The sequence below is a fragment of the Vibrio parahaemolyticus genome (genome assembly GCF_900460535.1).
GTDB lineage: Bacteria > Pseudomonadota > Gammaproteobacteria > Enterobacterales > Vibrionaceae > Vibrio > Vibrio parahaemolyticus.
Genome location: NZ_UHIL01000001.1, coordinates 3,009,081 through 3,034,104 on the forward strand (window position 1 = coordinate 3,009,081; position 25,024 = coordinate 3,034,104).

Sequence of the window (25,024 nt, forward strand, 5' to 3'; positions counted from 1 at the left end):
TTTTAATTCTATGCCCGTCGAAACTTTGCTCTAAATCAGGAGAGACGCCGAATAATTGCAAACTTAGTCTGCTTTATTTGACTAGAACTGGTGCTTTTCGCTAGATTGGAGTCTTAACAAGGACAATGGATGTAGTTTTTTTACGAGGCAGGACGACAATGAACGAGAAATACGCCGCACTTAAAAGCAATGTGCGCATGTTAGGCCACTTACTGGGTAACACGATTCGCGATGCCCACGGCGAAGAAATCTTCGAGAAAGTGGAGACCATTCGTAAATTATCCAAATCGGCTCAAGCAGGTAATCAAGCAGACAGGGAAAGCTTGATAGAAGAAATCAAACACCTACCCGATGAGCAACTAACGCCAGTCACCCGTGCGTTTAACCAATTTCTAAACCTCACCAATATTGCCGAGCAATACCACACCATTTCACGCCACTGTGAAGAGCACATCTGTGAACCAGACGCGATCAACTCGCTGTTTTCAAAACTGGTACAAAACGATGTTAGCAAACTCGATACGGCTCAAGCGGTACGTGATTTGAATATTGAACTGGTATTAACCGCGCACCCAACGGAAATCACTCGCCGCACCATGATCAATAAACTGGTCAAGATCAACGAGTGTTTATCCAAACTAGAACTCAGCGACCTGTCTTCTAAAGAACGCAAAAAAACTGAGCGTCGCTTAGAGCAACTTATCGCACAAAGCTGGCATTCTGACGTGATTCGTCAACAACGCCCTACTCCATTGGATGAAGCGAAATGGGGCTTTGCCGTAGTAGAAAACTCACTGTGGGAAGCTGTGCCAGATTTCCTACGTGAAATGAATGATCGTCTGAAGTCTTACCTAGGTGAAGGTTTACCAATTGATGCTCGTCCAGTGCATTTCTCTTCTTGGATGGGGGGTGACCGTGATGGCAACCCGTTCGTTACTCATAGCGTAACGCGTGAAGTACTGCTTCTGTCTCGTTGGAAAGCCGCTGACCTTTATCTCAATGACATCAATGAATTGATCAGCGAACTCTCTATGACCGTTTCTAACGATCAAGTTCGTGAACTTGCTGGTGAAGATCAACATGAACCATACCGCGCAATCCTGAAACAACTACGTGCTCTGCTCAATGAAACCAAAGATATTCTTGATGCGAAGATCCACGGTCAAAAACTGGCAGTCAAAGCACCGCTACAAAAAGTTGAACAGCTTTGGGATCCTCTGTACGCGTGTTACCAATCACTGCATGAGTGCGGCATGGGCGTCATCGCTGACGGCTCGTTGCTAGATACGCTGCGTCGTGTGAAAGCATTTGGCGTTCACCTAGTTCGTCTTGATATCCGCCAGGAAAGTACGCGCCACGCAGATGTACTCTCTGAGCTGACTCGATACCTCGGCATTGGTGATTACGAACAGTGGAGCGAGCAAGATAAAATTGCTTTCCTCACCAATGAACTTGCATCTAAACGTCCGCTACTGCCACGCGATTGGGAGCCATCAGAGCCGGTCAAAGAGGTGTTAGACACCTGTAAGATCATCGCTCTGCAACCGCGCGAAGCGTTCGGTGCTTACGTCATCTCAATGGCTCGTACCGCCTCAGACGTACTCGCTGTGCACCTATTACTGCAAGAAGCGGGCTGCCCTTACCGTATGGATGTTTGCCCTTTGTTCGAAACTCTAGACGACTTGAACAATGCAGAGTCGGTCATTAAGCAGCTAATGAGCATCGACCTTTACCGTGGCTTTATTCAAAACCACCAAATGGTCATGATCGGCTACTCTGATTCAGCAAAAGATGCGGGTGTCATGTCGGCAGGCTGGGCTCAGTACCATGCTATGGAATCTCTAGTTAAAGTGGCAGAAGACGAAGGTGTTGAGCTGACTCTGTTCCATGGTCGTGGCGGCACCGTTGGTCGCGGCGGCGCACCTGCACACGCGGCTCTGCTGTCTCAACCACCAAAGAGCTTGAAAGGCGGGTTACGCGTAACAGAACAAGGCGAAATGATCCGCTTTAAACTGGGTCTACCAGATGTTGCGGTAAACAGCTTCAACTTGTATGCAAGCGCCATTTTGGAAGCAAATCTACTGCCACCACCAGAGCCAAAACAAGAATGGCGCGACTTGATGGAAGTGCTGTCGGAAGTGAGCTGTGAAGCTTACCGTGGCGTCGTCCGTGGCGAACCAGATTTTGTTCCATACTTCCGTCAAGCGACGCCTGAACTAGAGCTAGGCAAACTGCCGCTTGGTTCACGCCCTGCGAAACGTAATCCAAATGGCGGTGTAGAAAGCTTACGTGCAATTCCTTGGATCTTCTCGTGGAGCCAAAACCGTTTGGTGCTTCCGGCTTGGTTAGGCGCAGGTGAAGCTATTCAGTACTCAGTAGACAAAGGTCATCAGGCGCTACTGGAAGAAATGTGTCGCGAATGGCCGTTCTTCTCAACTCGCCTAGGTATGCTTGAGATGGTGTACACCAAGTGCAACATGGAAATCTCTCGCTACTATGACCAACGCCTAGTTGAACCTCAACTTCAACCATTGGGTGACCGACTGCGTGAACAACTTCAACGTGATATTAAGTCCGTACTGAACGTAGAGAACAACGAGAACCTAATGCAAAGCGACCCATGGGGCCAAGAATCAATTCGCCTACGTAACATCTACGTAGAGCCATTGAACATGCTTCAAGCTGAATTGCTATACCGTACTCGTCAAACAGAAGAGGCGTCTGCAAACCTTGAAGAGGCACTGATGGTGACCATCGCAGGTATTGCAGCAGGTATGCGTAACACGGGTTAAAAATAACCATTCGTAATACAAAAGGCTGAGTTCATACTCAGCCTTTCTTATATTCATAACTTCCAACCACATAATTGCGCAGCAAATAACCAGATATTTATACCACAAAAAACCCATAAAATACCAACAAATTAGAATTATTAACTACAAAATAACTCTATTGAGTATTATGTTAGTTTTTCAGGGTAATTTTGTCCTAGTATTCCACTTCATGCTTATTATTTATATACTACTTGCCTGCTGAGAGCTCATAAATCCAATCATACCTGCTCCAGCCCTGATGGGGATCCCCATCTCTAGGTGATAAACGGCTTTAAGGTGACAGGACCAACTTTGTTGGTGCTACTTATACATTAAAAAACTCAAGCGCCAGTAAGAGCGCAGCTGAAAGTGTAAGTAGCTTGTTTACAAGTTTATTGACCATTTGGATTGAAGACATGTCATTACCACACGTAATCTTAACTGTTCTTAGCACTCGCGACGCAACCGGTTACGATATCACTAAAGAATTCTCTGCTAGCATCGGTTACTTCTGGAAAGCAAGCCACCAACAAGTTTACCGTGAACTAAATAAAATGGCCGAGAAAGAGCTGGTTACTTGCGTACTAGAACCTCAAGAAGGCAAACCAGACCGTAAGGTTTACTCCATCACAGATGCAGGCCGTAGCGCTCTTGGAGAATGGTTTGATCAACCAACTGCACACCCAACCGTTCGTGATGAATTTTCAGCGAAACTTATGGCTTGTGCTGTTCAACCATCAACACCTTTCCGTGATCAACTAGCAGAACTTGTTGAAGAGTCTCGTAAACTGGTTTCTCACTACAAAGAAATTGAAGCTGCTTACTACGCAACGCCTTCAACTTTGGACAAACAAGCTCGTTTAGAGCGCCTAACGCTTCGTCGTAACCTACTGTTACGTGAAACGTGGATCACTTGGGCAGAAGAAGTCCTAACAGAACTTGAAGTGATTGGTTAATTTCCTTTTACTTAGAGACAACGAAAAAGGCTTGCCACTTGGCAAGCCTTTTGTCTTTTTGAAACCGGATTTACGCTTCTACGGCTACACGAGGGCGAACACCCAAAGTATGGCATAGCGCATAAGTCATCTCCGCACGATTCAGCGTATAGAAGTGGAAATCTTTTACACCTTCGCGACTTAGTACACGAACCATATCAATAGCTTGGCTTGCACCTACAAGTTGGCGAGTCACAGGATCATCATCCAAACCTTCAAACTGTTTGCTCATCCATCCTGGCACTTTAACATTGTTCTGCGCTGCAAAGCGTGAGGCTTGCTTAAAGTTCGATACTGGCAAAATACCCGGAACGATTTCTACATCGATTCCCGCCGCAACACAGCGGTCACGAAAACGCAGATAAGATTCCACATCAAAGAAGAACTGAGTAATGGCACGGTTCGCACCAGCGTCCACTTTACGCTTTAGGTTTAGCAGATCCGATTGAGCACTTTTTGCCTCTGGATGCACTTCTGGAAAAGCCGCCACAGAAATATCAAAATCGTGACGAGATTTTAGTAGCTCAACCAAGTCCGAAGCATACATATCTGGAGCACCGCCACCAGGTGGGATGTCACCACGCAGCGCAACGATATTTTCGATGCCGTTATTCCAGTAATCATCAGCAATCTCAATCAACTCTGAACGTGTTGCATCGATACAAGTGAGGTGAGGCGCAGCAACTAAGCCGGTCTCTGCTTTGATTTCCTTGATAATGGAGTGAGTTCTATCACGTTCACCAGAGTTTGCTCCGTATGTTACCGAAACAAATTTAGGCTTGAGCGTTTTTAGACGATGCACAGAGTTCCACAGCGTTTCTTCCATCTTTTCGCTGCTTGGCGGAAAAAACTCAAACGAGACATTAATGTTATCTGACAACTCAGCAATATTCTGGTTTAAGGCGTCGATATGGCCTGCGTGCGTGTATCCCATCTTACTCTCCCTGTGGCACTCCGCCACGAAATCAAAATCCTTGAATCGACGTTTAGACGTCTATATGTCTACAGAATGTATTGAATGTGATTTAATGTCAACCTTGTGATTATGAATTTTTCTCACGTTAATAATGAGGACAGTTCAAGTTAATTCGCATCTGCTATTTACTCATAACAACGTTTAAAAATGGCGAATCTTATTTTAAGTATGGCACTGAGGAAGGAATAAAAAACCCCGGATGAATTCCAGGGTTTTTAGGTATCTCGCAAAGTTTAGAATAATCCAGCTAAGCGGTTGAGATCCGATTGGATTGCACCAGCGGTCACCTCGCGTCCTGCACCTGGGCCACGAATCACCAAAGGGTTGTCCTTGTACCATTTACTTTCAATCGCAAAAATGTTGTCGCATGGCAGCAAGTTAGCTAGCGCATGTTCGCGCGGTAATGCTTCTACGCCCACCGTCGCTTTGCCATTTTTCTCTAAGCGCGCCACATACCGAAGCACCTGCTCATCTCTTTGTGCTTTGGTTAGACGCTCTTGAAGAATCTCACTGAGCAGTGCGCCATTATCAAAGAACTCATCCAAACTCAGAGAGCGCAGCTCTTCAGGCACCAGTGATTCCACTTTTACGCTGTCCGGTTCAATATCCAGACCAGACTCACGCGCTAAGATAACCAGTTTACGCATGACATCCGAGCCATCTAAATCAGCACGCGGATCCGGTTCTGTTAATCCTTGTTGCCACGCTAAATCGACCAACTCATTAAACGGCACCGAGCCATCAAACTGCTGGAACAGCCAAGAAAGTGTTCCCGAGAAGATTCCGGATAACGCCACAATCTCATCACCACTTTCACGCAGATCTCGCACGGTATGGTTGATAGGTAACCCTGCCCCAACCGTCGCGTTGTAGAGCCAGTAGCGACCGATTTTCGCGAATGCATCTTGCACTTGATGGTAGTATTGACTGTCGGCAGAGCCTGCAACTTTGTTAGCAGAAATTAAATGGATGCCTTGTTGGGCGATATCAACATAACGTTGTGCCAACTCTTTGCTCGCGGTCACGTCCAATACCACGGCTTCATCATAACTTTGTAAATCGCCCAACCGACTCAGCCACGCCCCATCGTTCTCAATACTTTCTTCATCAAACCTGTCGGCAACCACCGCCGCATCGATACCCTTTTCATCAAACCAATATGTCTGACTATCGACAACGGCGACTAAGTCAAAGCTCATACCGTGGCGTTTTTCGAGTTCTGTTTTCTGAGTCGCAAATAGATTTAACCAGCTAGAACCGATATTGCCTTTGCCACATAACGCTACCGCTACGCGCTTTTGCGCTTGGAATAACTGGCTGTGAATCAACTGCACTAATGCTTCGGTATCGGTGCGACGCAGTACCGCAACTAGGCTTAAACCTGATTCAGTTTCAGAAACAAATTCAACTGGTGCGTGCTTCAATTTTTGGTAAAAACCAAAACAATGGTTGGCATTCTTCGTTACGCCCGCTCCGACAGCGGCCACAAGTGAATAGCCTTCTTTGAGTTTGATTTCAGCTTCAACTGCAAGATCTTGTAGGTACTTCAGCGCACCTGTCGCAATCTCTGCGGTGTACGCTAAGCGTAATTTTTGCTGATCGGCTTGGGCTTCGTAAGAGAGTGGCTCGAGTTGCGCACGTTGAAGAGACTTTAAAACATCACTTTGGGTTTTGTTGAAGTCATGACCATGCCTAAAAGACAATTGAATCAACAATACTTCATCCAAAGAAGTGATGATTTTCGCTCCACGCCCAGAAGCAAGTACACGCTCAATACGCGTTGAACCCGATTCAGGTTGATAACTGCACTTGAGGCTTAAGTCCATCGTGCTTTGCGCGACAGGTTGTAACGTACGGCTATGCAAGACCGGAGCTGCAAGGCGGGCCAGTTCACTCGCTTCGTCTAAGCGCAGTAAAGGCAACAGACATGCGTCCGACACCAAACGAGGATCCGCACTGTAAACACCAGCAACATCACTCCAAATGGTTACGGTTGTCACTTCCGCCAAAGCACCTATTACGGTTGCGGAATAATCCGAGCCATTCCGCCCCAACAGTACGGTTTCTCCTGCCTCATTTTGCGCCATAAATCCGGTGATGATGACGCGTTTGTGGCTGTGTTGCGCCAACGTCTCCTTAATCAGGGGATAAGAACGCGCACGGTCAACTTCCGGTTGAGTACCAGCTTCTGCACGTAAAAATGCACGTGCATCTTGTGCGACCGCAGGAACATTTTGTTGTGAAAGCAAGGCAGCCAATAAACGTGAAGACCACACTTCACCGTGACCCAACACTGCCGCTTTTTGCGCATCCGTCAGTGGTGCAGCCAGCTCGGCTAAGGTACTGAACTCATCGTGCAAAGAAGCGAGCAATTGCGTCTGCACCTCGCCTTCTAATAAAGATTCAATTAGCTCCGACTGGAATTGTCTTAAGCCTTGCAGTGCTTCATGCGCAATACGGCCATCTTTGTCTAAACCTTCCAGAAACTCGATCAAGCGATTAGTGGTCTTCCCCGCGGCGGATACCACCACCAGATCATTCTCGACAGAGTATTCTTTGAGAATATCGGCCACACGTAAGTAACATTCAGGGTTTGCTAAGCTGCTGCCACCAAATTTATGTAACTGACGTTGTACACTCATTTTTAGTTCTCCTATTACTGAGCAGCTTTTACAAAGGCTTGAGCGAGATCGGCAATCAGGTCTTGTGCATCTTCTAAACCCACAGACAGACGAAGCAGTTGATGCGACACGCCCGCTTCCGCTAACGCCTCTTCCCCCATGGCTCGATGCGTCATAGATGCGGGGTGACAAATCAAACTCTCCACGCCACCAAGCGACTCTGCAAGAGAAAACAGTTCGAGCTCTTTAACAAACACTTTAAGTTGCTCAAATGAGCCTGCAAATTCAAAGCTCAACATAGAACCAAAACCCGACTGCTGCTTTTTCGCGATTTCGTGACCAGGATGATCTGGCAAACTCGGATGGTAAATCTTCGCGACCAAAGCTTGCTGTTGTAGGTAGTTGAGTACGTGTTGAGAGCTTTCTTCGTGCACTCGCATACGGGCGCCTAAAGTGCGGATCCCACGCAACGTCATGTAACTATCGAAAGGCGTACCCGTGGCGCCAATACAGTTTCCCCACCATGCAAGTTCTTCTGCGTGCGCTTCTGTTTTGGTGATCACCACACCACCAATCACGTCCGAGTGGCCATTAATGTATTTTGTGGTTGAGTGGATAACAAAGTCAGCACCGAGATCCAAAGGCTTTTGGTACACCGGTGTCAAAAAGGTATTGTCGACCGCAACCAAAGCGCCCACTTGTTTGGCTTTTTCGCATACCGCTGCAATATCAACCACACGAACCAAAGGATTCGATGGAGTTTCTAACAAAATAAGCTTTGGCTTTTTCGCTAGTGCAGCCTCTAGAGCTTGCTCATCCGATTGATCAACGAACTGCACTTTGAAGTCGCCTTTGTTAGCTCGTGTATTGAACAAACGGTATGTGCCACCATAGCAATCATGCGGTGCAACAATCAGATCATCTGGCCCAAGAAAAGCCGATACCCACAAGTTAAGTGCGGAAGTACCGCAGTTAGTCACCACTGCGCCTTTGCCAGACTCTAACTCTGATAACGCACTCTCTAGCAAACCACGGTTTGGGTTACCTGAACGCGTGTAATCGTATTTAGGGACTTCACCAAAAGCAGGGAAACCATAGTTGGTTGAAAGGTAGATTGGTGGAACAACAGCGTGGTATTGGCTGTCTGATTCGATACCAGTGCGTACAGCAATGGTCGCAGGCTTGCGGGTGCTCATGGGTGTATCCTTTCACGGGTGATGACTTCTAAATAGGAATGCGCTATATCTAATTTGTCAGATCTATCTGAACAACACTCTTCCTTAACTGTTCTGTTCACTTTACTTGTCAAAAAATGAGACGTCAACACTTCTAGACGTCTATATGTCTTTGCTTGTGGCAGTAAATGCAGCTAAAATCAGCACCTATATTAATTTTCAACTTATTACATAAATGAAGGTGTGCAATGGCTGACTGGAATGGCGAATACATTAGCCCATATGCTGAGCACGGTAAAAAAAGCGAACAAGTAAAAAAAATTACCGTTTCTATCCCGCTAAAAGTTTTAAAAGTGCTGACTGATGAGCGTACTCGTCGTCAGATCAATAACTTACGCCATGCAACCAACAGCGAACTACTATGTGAAGCATTCCTGCACGCATATACAGGTCAGCCATTACCAACGGATGAAGACCTTCGTAAAGACAGACCGGATGACATTCCAACTGAAGCAAAAGCGTTAATGACGGCGATGGGTATCGAATTCGAAGCATTTGACGACGAATAATTGCTTACAAATTCATCCGCTTTAGGAGCTGCGCCGGGGGCAGTTTTTGGAGATATAAAAAATGGGACGTCAATGCGTCCCATTTTTGTGTTCAATGTGGCTGAGTAAATTACTCTGCCATGTAGTTTTCTGGCATCTCGATACGAGCAACACCGGAATCTACTGCCGCTTGAGCTACCGCTTTTGCTACGCGAGGTAGCAGACGTGGATCCATTGGCTTAGGAATGATGTAGTCGCTGCCAAATTCTAGCTTCTCAACACCTGCAGCTTTTAGTACCGATTCAGGCACAGGCTCTTTTGCCAATGCACGAATTGCGTCAACTGCTGCCAGCTTCATGTCGTCATTGATTTCACTCGCACGTACATCTAACGCACCACGGAAAATGAAAGGGAAACACAATACGTTGTTCACTTGGTTTGGATAATCACTGCGACCAGTACCCATAATTAAGTCATCACGCACTGCGTGTGCTAGCTCAGGTTTGATTTCAGGATCTGGGTTCGAACAAGCAAATACAACTGGCTTGTCAGCCATGAGTTTCAACGCTTCTGGTGGCAATAGATTTGGACCAGATACACCTAGGAATAGGTCTGCACCTTCGATCACATCTTCTAGTGTGCGCTTATCTGTATTGTTTGCGAACAGTTGCTTGTACTCATTCAGATCATCACGACGAGTATGGATCACCCCTTTGCGATCCAGCATGTAGATCTTCTCGCGCATTGCGCCACACTTGATAAGCAGCTCCATACACGCAACGGCTGCAGCACCAGCACCAAGACAAACAATAGTTGAATCTTCAAGCTTCTTACCCTGCAGCTCGATAGCATTGAGCATACCTGCAGCTGTCACGATAGCCGTACCATGTTGATCATCGTGGAATACTGGTACGTCACAACGCTCAATCAAACGCTTTTCAATTTCAAAACAGTCTGGTGCTTTGATGTCTTCAAGGTTGATACCACCGAAAGTGTCAGCAATGTTCGCAACCGTATCAACGAACTCGTCGATCGTGCGATGCTTCACTTCAATATCAATTGAATCAAGGCCAGCAAAACGCTTAAACAGTAACGCTTTACCTTCCATTACAGGCTTAGAGGCAAGTGGGCCAAGGTTACCTAGACCAAGAATAGCGGTACCGTTTGAAATAACCGCAACCATGTTGCCTTTCGCCGTGTACTTGTACACGTTGTCAGGGTTTTGTGCGATTTCACGTACAGGCTCAGCCACGCCAGGGCTGTATGCAAGAGCAAGGTCACCAGCAGTTTCTGCTGGTTTAGTTAATTCGACAGCGATTTTACCTGGGGTTGGGTAAGCATGGTAATCCAGAGCTTTTTGGCGATGTTCTTCTTCTGGGGTGGCTGCTTGGCGATTGTCTTCAGACATGGATCGTTTCTCTTTGTTATTTTTAGGTAAGGGGGGCATAAATTCTAAAGGATAGAAATCAATCTTCATAGGTAAGATTGCGAGCAATATCCTTAAAAAGCCGATAATAAAAGAGATTAGACCAGATAAATGTGTTAAGCACCTGATTTTCTGGTCAGGTGCTCTTTTTATGATATGAATTCTTTTTGAACAATGCGTCAGTATGTTCGTTACTCTTCATCGACATACTGAGCTTGAAGGTAGTTTTCAATGCCTGACATTTCAATCAAGCCAAGTTGGGTCTCAAGCCAGTCCACATGCTCTTCTTCATCTTCGAGAATATCTTGAAATAAATCACGCGAAACATAGTCGCGAATATCTTCGGCATAGGCAATCGCATCTTTTAGATCAGGAATGGCCGCCATCTCCAGTTTAAGGTCGCATTCGAGCATTTCCTTAGTATCTTCACCAATCATTAGCTTTCCAAGATCTTGAAGGTTCGGTAATCCCTCCAAGAACAAGATCCGCTCGATAAGGTGGTCAGCATGCTTCATTTCATCAATCGACTCGTGGTATTCCTTATCGGCAAGGTGCTTTAACCCCCAGTCTTTATACATACGAGCATGAAGAAAATATTGATTGATAGCGATGAGCTCGTTACCGAGCACTTTATTGAGATGTTGGATGATGATTGGATCGCCTTTCATGACAAAGCCCTCCTATTTGGCTTCTATTAACTTTAGAAGCAAATGAGAAGGTGTCAAAGAGACCAAGTAATCCTCAAAAAGCAATGAGGTAGTTAACTGGCTTGTCTTAATTCTGTGTAATGTGTTTCTGCTAGGATTTCTTTCGCCTGCTTAATGCACTTACCACACTGGCTCCCTAAAGCAGTGCATCTCTTAATGCCTCGAATATCAGTTACACCTTCATCTATCGCCAACTTCCTAATTTTTTTGTCGGAGACGCCATGGCAAAGACAAACGTACATATAAAAACCTTTCTAATAAAAACCGAAGACAAGAATATAAACGGGAATGGTTCTTGTTACCACTCGTATTGAGGGCGTATTGAGAACATTTCGTTATATAGGTTTTTGTTGGGAAAGAGAGGATCAATCACTTATGAGGGAACTACGAATCAGAAAAAACATACTTCAAGTAAGAGGTTGTTTTTTAAAAACAAGAAGGGAGCACCTTCAGTTTGTGCTTATAACTAAATAAAAAACAAATACGAAAAAGGGAAGCCGAAGCCTCCCTTTTCTTGATGCGCTTTCTTCAAAAAGAAGAAGAGTGCAAGATTTCGTTTAATTCGTTAAGAATTATTCGAAGATCTTAGCAACAACACCAGCACCTACTGTACGGCCACCTTCACGGATAGCGAAACGTAGACCTTCGTCCATTGCGATTGGTGCGATTAGCTCAACAACCATTTGGATGTTGTCGCCTGGCATTACCATTTCTACGCCTTCTGGTAGAGAGATATCGCCAGTTACGTCAGTTGTACGGAAGTAGAACTGTGGACGGTAACCTTTGAAGAAAGGAGTGTGACGACCGCCTTCTTCTTTAGATAGTACGTATACTTCTGATTCGAACTTAGTGTGTGGAGTGATTGAACCAGGCTTAGCTAGTACTTGACCACGTTCAACTTCGTCACGCTTAGTACCACGTAGAAGTGCACCAACGTTCTCACCTGCACGGCCTTCGTCTAGAAGCTTACGGAACATCTCTACACCAGTACATGTTGTAGTAGTTGTATCCTTGATACCTACGATAGCAACTTCGTCACCAACTGTTAGGATACCACGCTCGATACGGCCAGTTACTACTGTACCACGACCTTGGATTGAGAATACGTCTTCGATAGGCATTAGGAATGGCTGATCTACCGCACGCTCTGGCTCAGGGATGTAAGTATCTAGAGCTTCAGCTAGTTCAACGATTTTCGCTTCCCACTGCTCTTCGCCGTTTAGTGCGCCTAGTGCAGAACCTTGGATAACTGGTAGGTCATCACCTGGGAAATCGTATTCAGATAGAAGTTCACGAACTTCCATTTCTACTAGTTCTAGTAGCTCTTCATCGTCAACCATGTCACATTTGTTCATGAATACGATGATGTATGGGATACCAACCTGACGGCCTAGTAGGATGTGCTCACGAGTTTGTGGCATTGGGCCATCTGTCGCAGCAACAACTAGGATACCACCGTCCATCTGTGCAGCACCAGTGATCATGTTTTTAACGTAGTCAGCGTGTCCTGGACAGTCAACGTGTGCGTAGTGACGGCTTGGAGTGTCGTACTCTACGTGAGAAGTTGCGATTGTGATACCGCGCTCACGCTCTTCTGGAGCGTTATCGATAGATGCGAAGTCTTTCGCTTCACCGCCGTACACTTTAGCTAGAGTAGTACAGATAGCAGCAGTTAGAGTTGTTTTACCGTGGTCAACGTGGCCGATAGTACCAACGTTAACGTGCGGTTTCGTACGTTCAAATTTTTCTTTAGACACGATCGTGTTCCTTCCTAGTTATGATTCGCCGTGATCATTATTGATCTACGACGCGCCAGAAATTGTTATTTTATGCGCCAACGCCCGTTAGCGCAATATTTGGACGGCTTGATCTCGCAAAAAGTCGTAAACTTTTTGTAGTTCAATCGTCAATTAGTAACCACGCTCTGCAATAATTTTATCTGCGAAGTTTTTCGGCACTTCAGCGTACTCGTTAAACTCCATAGAGTAAGACGCACGGCCTTGAGTTGCAGAACGTAGGTCAGTTGCGTAACCAAACATCTCAGATAGTGGAACTTGAGCACGGATGATCTTAAGACCAGCCACACCTTCATCCATACCTTCGATCATACCGCGACGACGGTTTAGGTCACCAACAACGTCACCCATCCAATCTTCCGGAGTGGTTACTTCGACATTCATCATTGGTTCTAGAATCACAGGTTGTGCTTCTAGTGCACCTTTCTTGAATGCCATCGAGCCAGCGATCTTAAACGCCATCTCGCTTGAGTCTACATCGTGGTAAGAGCCATCAAATAGTGTAGCTTTAATATCTAGGACAGGGTAACCCGCTAGAACACCACTATTCATTTGCTCTTCGATACCTTTCGCTACCGAACTAATGTATTCCTTAGGAATCACACCGCCCACGATTTCGTCTACGAATACGAAACCTTCACCAGGTTCTGAAGGCTCAAGTTTGACCCATACGTGACCGTATTGACCGCGACCGCCAGATTGACGAACGAACTTGCCTTCCACTTCCGCTTTACCACGAATGGTTTCACGGTAAGCAACCTGAGGTTTACCAACGTTACAATCAACGCTGAATTCACGCTTCATACGATCAACGATGATATCTAGGTGAAGTTCACCCATACCAGAGATCAGAGTCTGACCTGTTTCGTCGTCCGTTTCTACGCGGAATGATGGATCTTCCGCAGCCAGTTTACCTAGCGCGATACCCATTTTCTCTTGGTCTGCTTTAGAACGAGGTTCTACAGCGATCTGAATAACTGGTTCAGGGAATTCCATGCGCTCCAGAATCACTTTGTGGTTCTGGTCACACAGTGTGTCACCTGTCGTTACATCTTTCAGACCGATAGCAGCAGCAATATCACCAGCGCGAACTTCTTTGATTTCTTCACGCTTGTTTGCATGCATCTGAACGATACGACCAAAACGCTCTTTCTTCTCTTTTACAGAGTTGTAAACCGCGTCACCTGAGTTAACAACACCAGAATAAACACGCATGAAAGTAAGCGTACCCACGAATGGGTCTGTCGCGATCTTGAACGCCAGTGCTGAGAACGGTTCATTGTCGTCTGCGTGACGTTCAATTTCGTTATCTTTCTCGTCAACACCTTTAATTGCAGGTACGTCAGATGGCGATGGCAAAAATTCGATTACTGCATCCAGTACCGCTTGAACACCTTTGTTTTTGAACGCACTACCACAAGTAGCCAGTACGATTTCGTTGTTTAGTGTGCGAGTACGTAGAGCTTGTTTGATCTCAGCTTCGGTCAATTCACCTTCTTCAAGGTACTTGTCCATCAGCTCTTCACTTGCTTCTGCTGCAGACTCAATCATGTGATTGCGCCACTCTTCAGCAAGCTCGATCATGTCTGCTGGAATGTCTTCGTAAGTGAACGACATGCCTTGATCGGCATCATTCCAGTTGATCATCTTCATCTTGATAAGGTCGATAACACCACGGAAGTCCTCTTCAGCACCAACGTTTAGTTGGATTGGAACAGGGTTCGCACCAAGACGGTTTTTAATTTGATCCACAACGCGTAGGAAGTCTGCACCTGCACGGTCCATCTTGTTTACAAATACCATACGAGGAACGTGGTATTTGTCAGCTTGACGCCATACTGTTTCAGACTGAGGTTCAACACCAGACGAGCCACAGAACACAACCACTGCACCATCAAGTACACGAAGAGAACGCTCTACTTCGATCGTAAAGTCAACGTGTCCTGGAGTATCAATGATGTTTACGCGATGCTCAGGGAACTGTGCTTCCATACCACGCCAGAAAGTAGTCGTCGCAGCTGAAGTGATAGTGATACCACGTTCCTGCTCCTGCTCCATCCAGTCCATGGTTGCTGCACCATCGTGAACTTCACCGATTTTATGAGACAGACCAGTGTAGAACAGAATACGTTCAGTAGTGGTTGTTTTACCTGCATCTACGTGAGCACAGATACCGATATTACGGTAGTGCTCAATAGGAGTTTTGCGAGCCACGATTGAATCCTCTTAACTTAGAGATAGGGACTATTGCTATAGCTAAAAAATGCTATCCCCTAGATATAGCAATAGTTCCTAGCATAGGCATAGGAACTAAAGAAGTGCTGCAAGGAACCTTGCAGCACTGAAAAGGTATTACCAACGGTAATGTGCAAACGCTTTGTTCGCTTCTGCCATACGGTGAACGTCTTCACGTTTCTTAACAGCAGTACCTTTGTTCTCAGACGCGTCTAGCATTTCAGCAGCTAGGCGTTGAGCCATAGATTTTTCACCACGCTTACGCGCAGCTTCAACCAACCAACGCATAGCAAGTGCGTTACGGCGAACCGGACGTACTTCTACAGGAACTTGGTAAGTTGAACCACCAACACGGCGAGATTTAACCTCTACCGCTGGGCGAACGTTTTCAAGAGCTTCTTCAAAAATAGCTAAGTGGTCTTTACCAGACTTTTCAGCCATAGAATCTAGTGCAGTGTAAACGATTTTCTCTGCAGTAGATTTTTTACCGTCAACCATTAGGATGTTAACGAATTTTGCCAGCAATTCAGATTTGAATTTTGGATCTGGAAGGATCTTACGCTGACCAATGACGCGACGACGTGGCATGGATTTATCTCCGTTGTCTTCTTCAGGTTTTATCCAAAACTTTTCAGTTTTTTCAAAAAATTAAAAATAATTTAGTGTTTGGCCTTACTTAACGGAATCCATTAAGACTTAGGACGCTTCACACCGTACTTAGAACGACCTTGTTTACGGTCATTTACGCCAGCACAGTCTAGTGCGCCGCGAACAGTGTGGTAACGCACACCTGGAAGGTCTTTAACACGACCACCACGGATTAGAACAACTGAGTGCTCTTGAAGGTTGTGACCTTCACCGCCGATGTACGAAGTAACTTCGAAGCCGTTTGTCAGACGTACACGACAAACTTTACGAAGTGCTGAGTTAGGTTTTTTAGGTGTAGTAGTGTAAACACGAGTACATACACCACGTTTTTGTGGGCACGCTTCTAGTGCAGGCACGTTGCTTTTAACAACTTGCTTTGCACGTGGCTTACGTACCAACTGGTTAATAGTTGCCATTAACTAGCTCCTGATTTACTTGAAAGTAAGCTTTGTGAAAAATCTATCCCTAGCTACCATTGGCAGTTAGGGACGCAAAATTCTATGCAGCAGTGAGAGGTGTGTCAAGAAATATACGGATCTTTTTTGTTCAATTAGAGCAATTCATCCGTAAAGCTTTATCGACAGGAAAGGTGTATTAATCCCAGGTGAGAGATTTATCGTGTTTTGCCGTCAATTCGACAAAGCCAACGTAGTCTACGACAGTCACTGATGGACTGATACGATTTGCCATTCCACGCGCTTGAATATCGCTTTTTAATGCGAACACAGCGGCGTGTTTTATTTGGCTAAACGCCTTGTGCTGTGGATTTGCGGCGTAGACGGCATCTTCAATCAGCAAGGCAGCATCTTGTTCGCTATACAATGCGAATGCATCTTCTAAGGCTGAAACGGTTTTGATGATGTGTAACATAGCGTCCTCAGAATGACAGTAACTTGCCAGCTTGCTGCAGTTTTTCTTTTACTTGCTCAAGGCTGAGTGCTTGAGCATCTATAACGAGATCGGCTTGAGCCAATCCTCTCTGCGCTAACGATTCTGAACACACAAACACCTGTTCGATGTCGTATAGATCGAATAACTTGAGCATCGGCGCGTAATCTTTGCTTAAGATACCACTAGGTTCTTGCCCTAATAGAAGTTGATACACGCCATCTCCGATAAAGATCACGGTGATATCTTCGCAATACGCGGAAGCCGCTAAAAGCGCATCAACGCCTTCGCGACCAGCTGCGCTGCCATGCGGTGCGCTTCGAAATAGATAAGTTAACTGACTCAAAACTGTACCACTCTGTCTTGGGTTAACATCGCTTCGGCTAGACTGCCCAAACCCGCTTGTACAAAATCTTCTGCAAGATTGTTTTGTGTTAAACCATGTTGAGTGGCTTCATCCTCACTAATGATACCACGACGCAGCGCTGCAGCGACACACGTTTCCAAACGCACATCATGTTCTTTAGCGAGACCTTGCCATGCTTTAGTCAAATCAAACTCATCATTAGCTGGCACACTTAACGCAGTACCGTTGGTCACACCATCTTGATAAAAGAACACACTCACCAGAGTATGCCCTTGTTCAATGACTGCTTGTGCGAATTGGTATGCGCTGCGTGCCGATTGGCTGCCGTAAACAGAGCCATTTACCACCAGCGTGTAAGTTAATCCACCCACGCTTATTCGTCCTCGGTTTTACGTTGACGAATGTATAAGTACACGGTGTGTTTTGAAATGTTAAGACGATCGGCAACACGGTTGATGGCGTCTTTGATGTCGAAGATGCCTTTGTCGTACAACTCCATCACGATCTGACGATTCTTAGTGTTGTTCGATACCGATTTATCCGCATTGATTTCTTCAATCGTGCGTTCAACGGTTTGGTCCACCAGCTCTTCTACGTCACTCGCGAAGTTCACCGAAGAAGCGGCTTCTTTCGCTTCTTGCGTTGGCATGAAAGATTGCAACACTTGCGAAAATGGCGCATCAAGGTTGACGTTGATACACAGCAAACCAATTACGCGATTTTCACCGTTGCGGATCGCAACAGTGATTGACTTCATTAGTACGCCGCCTTTGGCACGTGTGAAGTAAGAACGTGAGAAATTACGCTCAGAGCCTTCAATGTCTTTCAGCATTTTTAGCGCTAAGTCAGTAATAGGCGAACCTACTTGGCGGCCGGTGTTTTCGCCATTGGCGATTTTGATTGCAGAGGTATTTAAGTCTTCCAGAGAGTGAAGAACGATTTCACAAAACGGACCGATCAGGCTCGCGATACCGTCCACGACCGCTTCGTAAGATCTCAAGATGATTTTGTCGTGCTCAGTAAATGGCATCACGTTAACCGATTCCATTTCGAGCAACATCTCCGCATTTATTGTTTCTGTAGTTGTCATAAGCCTTCGAGCGAAAAATCAACAAATTGGTGTAAGTTTATCAGAAAATTTGAAACGCAACCTAGCAAACTCACCAACTAGTGACCTAGAACAAAAAAGGCCCGTTAAACGGACCTTTTTCAATAACTTAGCTCAGCTCGTTCTTATTGCTCAGCTTTGTCATTCTCAACTTTTAGTAGCTCAACTTCAAATACAAGTGTTGAGTTTGCTGGAATGCTTGGTGTGTCTTGGTCACCGTATGCAAGCTCTGGCGGGATAACAAATTTGAATTTAGAACCCACAGGCATTAGCTGAACACCTTCTGTCCAACCTGGGATAACGCGGTTTAGAGGGAACGTTGCTGGCTCACCACGATCGTAAGAGCTGTCGAACTGAGTACCGTCAATCAACGTACCTTTGTAGTGTACTTGTACAGTGTCAGTGTCTTTTGGCTTCTCGCCTTCAGCAGGTGTGATTACTTGGTATAGAAGACCGGTGTCTGTTTTCACTACGCCTTCTTGCTTTTCGAATTCCGCACGGAAATCATCGCCAGCTTTTTTCGCTGCCGCTGCTTTTTCTGCTGCTTGTGCTTGCATCTTCTCAGCAACACGCTTGTCTAGAGACTCTAGAGCAGCACGTGTTTCTTCTTCGTTTAGCTCTGCGTTGCCTTTAAAGACATCTTCGATACCTTTAAGAACAAGGTCTTTGTTTAGGTTGATACCGATTTCGCTTGGTTTTTCGATGCTAGTGCTTAGGTAGTTAGCAAATGAAACACCGATTGCGTATGCCGCTTTGTCGTCGTCGGTTTTAAAGTGAACCGCTTTACCTGTTTCTGCTTGAACTTGTTCTGCTTGAGGTGCTGCTTCTGGTTTTGTTTCTTCTTTCTGACAACCTACCGCTAGCATTACTGTTGCAGCAAGTAGCGACACTTTTAAAACTGATTTCATTAAATTCTCCCAATAATGGCTTCGCCATTGGTTATTGTGCACAAATCTTATATGAGACTGGTGAAGACAATCGTTATACCAATATACTAGCTATATGTCTTAAGACACAAACCGGATTATTAGATGTGATGCAAAGAATTTCTCATTTATTCCTATATTTAATTGTCATCACCACGTTAAATGGTTGCTTTTTTACCGAGCAAGAAGTTCAACGTTGGCCACTCGAACCACAGGGTTCAACGAGCTTTGGACTCAGCCGAGATGGTCGATTTGCCCTGCTCTACTCTGAAGAACACCACTTGGTTTTGTGGGACCTAGAGCAAAACAAAAAACTCGCAACGCTTGGAGAGCTTGATGCCGATGGCAACGCGGTATCTCATATTCGTATTTCAGACAACGGCCGTTTTGCTGTAACCGCAGGTCAAATGAACTTTGCCGTTTGGGACCTTGGCTGGACGCAAGCACAAGGGCTGTGGTCCATTTCTGACGCGTTAATTCGCGACATCGACATCACCAGCAACGGTGAACAAGTGCTACTCGGGCTCTCAAACGGTAAAGCCATTTACGTCAACTTAGTCACCGGTCGTCGCTTGGAGTTCCTCGCTCACCGAGAAAAAGTCAACTCTGTCGCCATCTCTCCTAATGGTCGATTCGCATTAACAGGCGGTAACGACTACAAAGCTTACCTCTGGGATACTGAATCTGGTCAGGTATTACGAACTTTTGAACATGAACAACGTGTTGTGCGCGTGGCACTGCAACGAGATGGCAAACTCGCCATGACGTCAGACGGTGGCAATCAAGCGATCATTTGGAATTTAGAAACAGGTCAAAAGGTTTCGCAACTCAGCAGTTGGTCACGCCAGCTGATTTTCTCTACCGCGCGTTTTTCTGATGATGGCTTTCGACTGGTAACGGGAACACCTTCAGGCCGCGTCTCGATTTGGGATACGCAGAGCGGAAAGCGCATTGACGGATTTGAAGTCGAGCCGAAAAAAGATACTCGCCCTCCTCGCGCGGTCGTGTATGATGCTGCCTTTGATTCTAAGCAACGTGTAATTACTGCCACATCGGCGGGCATCGCCCAAGCTTGGCAACTAGAGAACGGGTCATGACAGAAAAACTCATTGAGCAATTGGAAGCACGCATCAACGACTTAGAGTGTCAGGTGGCGTTCCAAGAACAAACCATCGAAGATCTGAACAGTGCATTGTCACAACAACAATTGCAGATCACGAAGATGCAAGATCAAATGAAGTACGTAGTAGGCAAAGTGAAAAATATGGATTCTTCGAATATGGAAGATCCAGCCAACGAGCCACCGCCGCCGCATTACTGATCAATACGCGAAAGACAAAACAAAGCCCAGACTTATGCTGGGCTTTGTTGTAATTGCACGGTGGCTCGTCGTGAAATAATCGAACGGTTAGTCGTTAGCGTAGATTTTCACACACAACTCACCACGAGTATTGATACCCGCACGATACATCCCCGTACTGTTCATAGCGAAATGCAACTCCCCATTCGCATCAATGGCAATCAGGCCACCTTCTCCGCCCATGGTTTTGAGATCACCCTGAATAATGGCTTCACACGCGGTATGTACGTCCTCTTGCAAATAACGCATACGTGCTGCTACATCTTCCGCAACACGTTTACGAATAAAGAACTCACCAACACCCGTAGTTGAAACTGCCACCACGCCATTCTCAGCCACCGTGCCACAGCCTATCAGTGCAGAATCTCCAACACGACCATATTGCTTATTGGTTACCCCACCCGTACTGGTCGCCGCAGCTAAGTTGCCTTGCTGGTCTAACGCCACTGCGCCTACAGTGCCGTGTTTACGGTCATCCGGGTAACGAGACTCAGATAACGCAAACAAACCTTTCTCACGCATTGAGAGCAGCTGTTCATAACGGCGATCTGTGAAGAAGTAATCTTGTTCGGTGTATTGATGGCCTTGTTCAAAAGCAAACTTCTCAGCACCTTCACCAACCAACAACACATGCTTGCTGCGAAGCATCACATCCCGAGCCAACTCGATCGGGTTTTTAATGTGTCTAACGCCCGCGACAGCACCTGCGGCAAGGTTGCGACCATCCATCACAGAGGCATCCATTTCTACCATTTCGTTGTGAGTAAGAACCGAGCCTTTACCCGCATTAAAGTTGGGAGAGTCTTCCAGTACTTTTACCGCAGCGATCACCGCATCAAGCGCTTCTCCACCTTGTTCGAGTATTTGGTGTCCTGCTTTTACCGCAGCTTCTAAGTCTGCCAAGATGGATTGCTGAAGTTCATCACTCATTTGTTCACGCAAAATGGTGCCTGCTCCGCCGTGAATGGCAATTGAGAACGGTTTCGTCATCGCTTTGTCCAACTGTTATTCCTTGTATGATTTGCACTACACCGCAGATAAACAAAAAGCGCAAGTTGAAACCTCAACTTGCGCTTTTTTAAAGCTTTACTAGATGCGTTTATCTAGTGAAGAGCATGCGATTAGTGAGAACCGCAACCGCCGCCGCCACAACATTCGTGGTCATCGCCTTTCTCTTCGCCACCACAGCAACCGCCTTCATGGTCGTGATCGTGGTCATGGCCACCACAACAACCACCAGCTTGGTGAATGTGACCGTGTTCGATCTCTTCTGCTGTTGCTTCACGAGTTGCCATTACTTCAACTTCGAATGTTAGCGTTTGGCCTGCTAGCATGTGGTTACCATCAACAACCACTTCGTCGCCGTCCACTTCAGTCACTTCTACAGGGATTGGACCTTGGTCAGTGTCTGCTAGGAAACGCATGCCAACTTCGATTTGATCAACACCTTGGAATACGTCAGCAGGAACGCGCTGAACTAGAGCGTCGTTGTGCTCACCGTATGCATCTTCAGGAGCTACAGTTACTGAGAACTTGTCGCCAGCCACTTTGCCTTCAAGCTCTTTTTCAAGACCTGTGATTAGGTTGTTGTGACCGTGAAGGTAATCTAGAGGCGCGTCTGCAGTTGATTGGTCAACTACCACACCGTCTTCCATCATTACTTTGTATGCAAGGCTTGCAACAACGTTCTTTTCAATTTTCATACTAACTCCAGAGAGATTAATTGACTTAACCAGAATGGGGTTAAGTACTGCGATGGTAGTATTATGGGGATCAATTATCGAAGTTCAATTACTCAGGCTTAAAAATCCCAATCATTTCCTGTGCGGAGTGTTTATTTTTCTCTACAGATTGCGGTTTACGCTGCTCGGTGTAGTCACACTCAACGCACTCGACTAACTCAATATTGTTTTCTATCCACCAGCGTAGGGTATCTTGCTGGCTGCACTGTGGGCAAGTTGCCCCCGCAATAAAACGTTTCTTGGCTTTCACTTTTGTTCCTTTTCCCGCTTAGGTCTGCGGGTACTACTTCCAATGATTAGGCGACTGGTGATCGCTTTCCATCTCACGACCAAAAATTTCTTCTAGCTCTTTACGAGCTTCTTTGGCTCTTTGGGCGAGCTTCTTATCTTCATTATGCTGAGGCAGCAAGTCTTTAAGCATAGCATTATCGAGCTTACGAAAATGTGCTTCTGCCCGCTTTGCTTGATATGGGTGCATGCCTAACTCAACCAGAGTTTGACGACCAAGATCCAGTGCGCCTAAAAAAGTCTCACGCGAATAGTTTTGCACACCATGGCTCATCAACTGATAGGCCTCAACTCGGCTTCGCGCACGAGCGAGCAATTTGAGATTCGGAAAATGCGTACGGCAGATATCGACAATCGCCATCACTTCATCCGGCGAGTCTGTACAAATCACTAACGCTTCCGCTTTGTCTGCGCCAGCGGCGCGCAACAAATCGATTTGCGTGGCATCGCCATAAAAAACTTTGTAGCCGTACTTACGCAGTAAATGAATTTGGCTGGCGTCACTTTCCAATACCGTAACTTTGATTTTATTGGCGTACATTAAGCGCCCAACGATTTGCCCAAAACGACCAAAACCCGCAATGATGACGCGAGGACGACGATCAACCACGTGACTGGTGACGCTCTCTTCTTCCTGATTAAGCGTATGAGCGAACCACTTCTTTTGTCCCATCAACAAGAGTGGCGTGGTCACCATCGATAGGCTCACCACAACCAACAAAAACGCCACTTGTTCTTTGGATAAAATGCCTTCTTGGCTTGCCGCGGTGAAAATCACAAAAGCAAACTCACCACCTTGGCTCAAGATGGCGGCCATACGGCTACGTGCTTTTTCTCGCACTCGCCCCGCCCTGGCTAGGGCGTACAACACCAAACCTTTCACCACAACCAAAGCCACCACCGCACCAAGAATTTCAAGAGGATGCAACGCCAGTAAGCCCAAGTTTACCGCCATGCCAACCGCGATAAAAAACAGACCAAGAAGCAAACCTTTAAACGGCTCGATAGCGATTTCTAGCTCATGGCGATATTCACTTTCGGCCAGCAGCACTCCAGCTAAGAAAGTTCCTAGCGCCATGGACAAGCCCAGTTTTTGCATCACCACCGAAATGCCTAGCACCACCAAGAGTGAAGCCACGGTAAATAACTCGCGAACCCCACTCATCACGACAAAACGAAACAGAGGGCGCAATAAAAAGTGACCACCAATCAACAAGGCTACGACACTGCCTAAAACGGTAAAAGCATCGAACCAACTACCTACATTCTGTTCACCAGCCAAAAGCGGTAACATAGCCAACATCGGTATGACGGCGATATCTTGAAAAAGCAGCACAGCAAAACCAGACTGGCCCGTTTCGGTGCCATTGAGGCCTTGCTCTTCAATCACTTTGAGTGCAATAGCCGTAGAGGAAAGGGCGAGCCCCATGCCGATGACCAAACTCACCTGCATACTCAAGCCAAACAAACTGACAATGCTACCAATAACCGCCGTCGTCACTACAACTTGCGCGCCGCCAAGACCTAAAATCGGCCCTCGCATTTGCCATAATTTTTTCGGGTTCAATTCCAAGCCAATTAAGAACAGCAGTAACACCACCCCGAGCTCGGCAAAATGCAGAATCGCATCGACATCGCTAATCAGGCGTAATCCCCATGGGCCAATCAATACCCCTGCCAACAAATAGCCAAGCACTGAACCTAAGCCAAATCGCTGCGCCAAAGGAACAGCAATCACCGCCGCCGACAGAAACACGACACTGCTTTGTAGAAACTCACTGGTTATCGCCATGCAGACCTCCTTGGTGCAACGCTTCCCACTCATCAAGAGGATTACTCAGCCATCGACGATACTGCTCCGCGTGTTCATAGCGTTCAATATCAGAAACATTGCGTGACCAATACAACACCAGCGGCTCCATCCAATGCATCTGACACAACGCTGCCGTCAACTCGAACGGTTGCAGAATCTGCTCTAACGGATACTTGTTATACCCCCTAGCACTGAAAGCTTCTTCTTTACCACCCGTGGTGATCACACTGCGCCAATATTTGCCTTCCAGTGCAGAACCGTCGCCAAACGCAAAGCCCTTGCCGAGTACTCGGTCTAACCACTCTTTCAACAACGCCGGACATGAATACATATAAAGAGGATGATGAAAGACAATCACATCATGATTCATCAGTAGATCATGTTCGTGATTCACATCGATAAAGAAATCAGGATAAGCGCCATAAAGATCGTGCACCGTCACGTGCTCAAGTGATTGCACTCGCTTTATCATCACTTGATTGGCAATGGAGTTGTGCGGCTCTGGGTGAGCATAAATGACCAGAACTCTTGGGAGAATAGACGCTGCTACAGCCAAATGGTCGTCCTTGTGGTGATTTTTATCCGTTATCAA

At 46.2% G+C, this 25,024-nt stretch carries 25 protein-coding genes; 5 read left to right on the forward strand and 20 right to left on the reverse strand.

Going from position 1 to position 25,024, the window contains the following annotated elements:
- Positions 1–158: 158 nt before the first annotated feature.
- A complete protein-coding gene (gene ppc / locus DYB02_RS15415) occupies positions 159–2,792 on the forward strand; it encodes a phosphoenolpyruvate carboxylase (protein ID WP_005465143.1) in 2,634 nt (877 codons plus the stop codon).
- 437 nt (positions 2,793–3,229) lie between these two features.
- A complete protein-coding gene (locus DYB02_RS15420) occupies positions 3,230–3,769 on the forward strand; it encodes a PadR family transcriptional regulator (RefSeq protein WP_005395734.1) in 540 nt (179 codons plus the stop codon).
- Between the two features lie 70 nt (positions 3,770–3,839).
- On the opposite strand, the gene metF is transcribed toward DYB02_RS15420, so the two are convergent.
- The 3 genes from metF to DYB02_RS15435 all read right to left on the reverse strand — a co-directional run bounded on the left by metF (position 3,840) and on the right by DYB02_RS15435 (position 8,601).
- Positions 3,840–4,742 (reverse strand): methylenetetrahydrofolate reductase, encoded by a 903-nt coding sequence (gene metF / locus DYB02_RS15425; RefSeq protein WP_005465139.1) that lies wholly within the window; start codon positions 4,740–4,742, stop codon positions 3,840–3,842.
- Between the two features lie 275 nt (positions 4,743–5,017).
- The gene (locus tag DYB02_RS15430; protein ID WP_029853220.1) at positions 5,018–7,426 is read right to left on the reverse strand and encodes a bifunctional aspartate kinase/homoserine dehydrogenase II; all 2,409 of its coding nucleotides are present in this window, start codon (positions 7,424–7,426) and stop codon (positions 5,018–5,020) included.
- Positions 7,427–7,440: 14 nt separating this feature from the next.
- The gene (locus DYB02_RS15435; RefSeq protein WP_020839768.1) at positions 7,441–8,601 is read right to left on the reverse strand and encodes an O-succinylhomoserine (thiol)-lyase; all 1,161 of its coding nucleotides are present in this window, start codon (positions 8,599–8,601) and stop codon (positions 7,441–7,443) included.
- Between the two features lie 227 nt (positions 8,602–8,828).
- Between DYB02_RS15435 and metJ the strand changes: the two genes are divergently transcribed.
- Positions 8,829–9,149 carry a met regulon transcriptional regulator MetJ gene (metJ, locus tag DYB02_RS15440; RefSeq protein WP_025558160.1) on the forward strand — a complete coding sequence of 107 codons (321 nt, stop codon included), beginning with the start codon at positions 8,829–8,831 and terminating at the stop codon, positions 9,147–9,149.
- 109 nt (positions 9,150–9,258) lie between these two features.
- On the opposite strand, the gene DYB02_RS15445 is transcribed toward metJ, so the two are convergent.
- From DYB02_RS15445 to fkpA, 12 genes are all read right to left on the reverse strand, one after another.
- Positions 9,259–10,536 carry a malic enzyme-like NAD(P)-binding protein gene (locus tag DYB02_RS15445; protein WP_005465132.1) on the reverse strand — a complete coding sequence of 426 codons (1,278 nt, stop codon included), beginning with the start codon at positions 10,534–10,536 and terminating at the stop codon, positions 9,259–9,261.
- Between the two features lie 209 nt (positions 10,537–10,745).
- Positions 10,746–11,222, reverse strand: a complete 477-nt coding sequence (gene bfr / locus DYB02_RS15450; protein ID WP_005395745.1) for a bacterioferritin — start codon at positions 11,220–11,222, stop codon at positions 10,746–10,748.
- A gap of 92 nt (positions 11,223–11,314) precedes the next feature.
- Positions 11,315–11,503 carry a (2Fe-2S)-binding protein gene (locus tag DYB02_RS15455; protein WP_005496545.1) on the reverse strand — a complete coding sequence of 63 codons (189 nt, stop codon included), beginning with the start codon at positions 11,501–11,503 and terminating at the stop codon, positions 11,315–11,317.
- Between the two features lie 330 nt (positions 11,504–11,833).
- The gene (gene tuf / locus DYB02_RS15460) at positions 11,834–13,018 is read right to left on the reverse strand and encodes an elongation factor Tu (RefSeq protein ID WP_005480487.1); all 1,185 of its coding nucleotides are present in this window, start codon (positions 13,016–13,018) and stop codon (positions 11,834–11,836) included.
- A gap of 153 nt (positions 13,019–13,171) precedes the next feature.
- Positions 13,172–15,271, reverse strand: coding sequence for an elongation factor G (gene fusA / locus DYB02_RS15465; protein ID WP_005496543.1), 2,100 nt, complete (start codon positions 15,269–15,271; stop codon positions 13,172–13,174).
- Between the two features lie 138 nt (positions 15,272–15,409).
- Positions 15,410–15,880 carry a 30S ribosomal protein S7 gene (rpsG, locus tag DYB02_RS15470; RefSeq protein WP_005488949.1) on the reverse strand — a complete coding sequence of 157 codons (471 nt, stop codon included), beginning with the start codon at positions 15,878–15,880 and terminating at the stop codon, positions 15,410–15,412.
- 101 nt (positions 15,881–15,981) lie between these two features.
- Positions 15,982–16,356, reverse strand: a complete 375-nt coding sequence (rpsL, locus tag DYB02_RS15475) for a 30S ribosomal protein S12 (protein ID WP_004399892.1) — start codon at positions 16,354–16,356, stop codon at positions 15,982–15,984.
- A gap of 178 nt (positions 16,357–16,534) precedes the next feature.
- A complete protein-coding gene (tusB, locus tag DYB02_RS15480) occupies positions 16,535–16,810 on the reverse strand; it encodes a sulfurtransferase complex subunit TusB (protein WP_020839769.1) in 276 nt (91 codons plus the stop codon).
- A gap of 7 nt (positions 16,811–16,817) precedes the next feature.
- Complete coding sequence (gene tusC, locus DYB02_RS15485) at positions 16,818–17,174, reverse strand: sulfurtransferase complex subunit TusC (protein ID WP_005458285.1); 357 nt, start codon at positions 17,172–17,174, stop codon at positions 16,818–16,820.
- The gene (tusD, locus tag DYB02_RS15490) at positions 17,171–17,566 is read right to left on the reverse strand and encodes a sulfurtransferase complex subunit TusD (protein ID WP_029806831.1); all 396 of its coding nucleotides are present in this window, start codon (positions 17,564–17,566) and stop codon (positions 17,171–17,173) included. The genes tusC and tusD overlap by 4 nt, the downstream gene beginning before the upstream one ends.
- A gap of 2 nt (positions 17,567–17,568) precedes the next feature.
- Entirely contained in the window at positions 17,569–18,285 is a 717-nt protein-coding gene (locus DYB02_RS15495; protein WP_005438378.1) for a helix-turn-helix transcriptional regulator, read from the reverse strand.
- A 143-nt stretch (positions 18,286–18,428) separates the two neighbouring features.
- Entirely contained in the window at positions 18,429–19,211 is a 783-nt protein-coding gene (fkpA, locus tag DYB02_RS15500) for an FKBP-type peptidyl-prolyl cis-trans isomerase (protein WP_005458290.1), read from the reverse strand.
- Between the two features lie 128 nt (positions 19,212–19,339).
- Between fkpA and DYB02_RS15505 the strand changes: the two genes are divergently transcribed.
- Both DYB02_RS15505 and DYB02_RS15510 read left to right on the forward strand, forming a co-directional pair.
- Positions 19,340–20,326 (forward strand): WD40 repeat domain-containing protein, encoded by a 987-nt coding sequence (locus tag DYB02_RS15505; RefSeq protein ID WP_029806670.1) that lies wholly within the window; start codon positions 19,340–19,342, stop codon positions 20,324–20,326.
- Entirely contained in the window at positions 20,323–20,550 is a 228-nt protein-coding gene (locus DYB02_RS15510; protein WP_005458294.1) for a SlyX family protein, read from the forward strand. Before DYB02_RS15505 ends, DYB02_RS15510 begins: the two co-directional genes overlap by 4 nt.
- 87 nt (positions 20,551–20,637) lie before the next feature.
- On the opposite strand, the gene DYB02_RS15515 is transcribed toward DYB02_RS15510, so the two are convergent.
- The 5 genes from DYB02_RS15515 to kefG form a co-directional block, all read right to left on the reverse strand.
- The gene (locus DYB02_RS15515; protein WP_029862439.1) at positions 20,638–21,579 is read right to left on the reverse strand and encodes an isoaspartyl peptidase/L-asparaginase family protein; all 942 of its coding nucleotides are present in this window, start codon (positions 21,577–21,579) and stop codon (positions 20,638–20,640) included.
- A 131-nt stretch (positions 21,580–21,710) separates the two neighbouring features.
- Positions 21,711–22,292, reverse strand: coding sequence for a peptidylprolyl isomerase (gene slyD / locus DYB02_RS15525; protein ID WP_005464765.1), 582 nt, complete (start codon positions 22,290–22,292; stop codon positions 21,711–21,713).
- A gap of 88 nt (positions 22,293–22,380) precedes the next feature.
- Positions 22,381–22,581, reverse strand: coding sequence for a YheV family putative zinc ribbon protein (locus tag DYB02_RS15530; protein ID WP_005464767.1), 201 nt, complete (start codon positions 22,579–22,581; stop codon positions 22,381–22,383).
- Positions 22,582–22,614: 33 nt separating this feature from the next.
- Entirely contained in the window at positions 22,615–24,411 is a 1,797-nt protein-coding gene (kefB, locus tag DYB02_RS15535) for a glutathione-regulated potassium-efflux system protein KefB (RefSeq protein ID WP_005464769.1), read from the reverse strand.
- A complete protein-coding gene (gene kefG / locus DYB02_RS15540) occupies positions 24,395–24,988 on the reverse strand; it encodes a glutathione-regulated potassium-efflux system ancillary protein KefG (RefSeq protein WP_005496536.1) in 594 nt (197 codons plus the stop codon). Before kefG ends, kefB begins: the two co-directional genes overlap by 17 nt.
- Between the last annotated feature and the right edge of the window lie 36 nt (positions 24,989–25,024).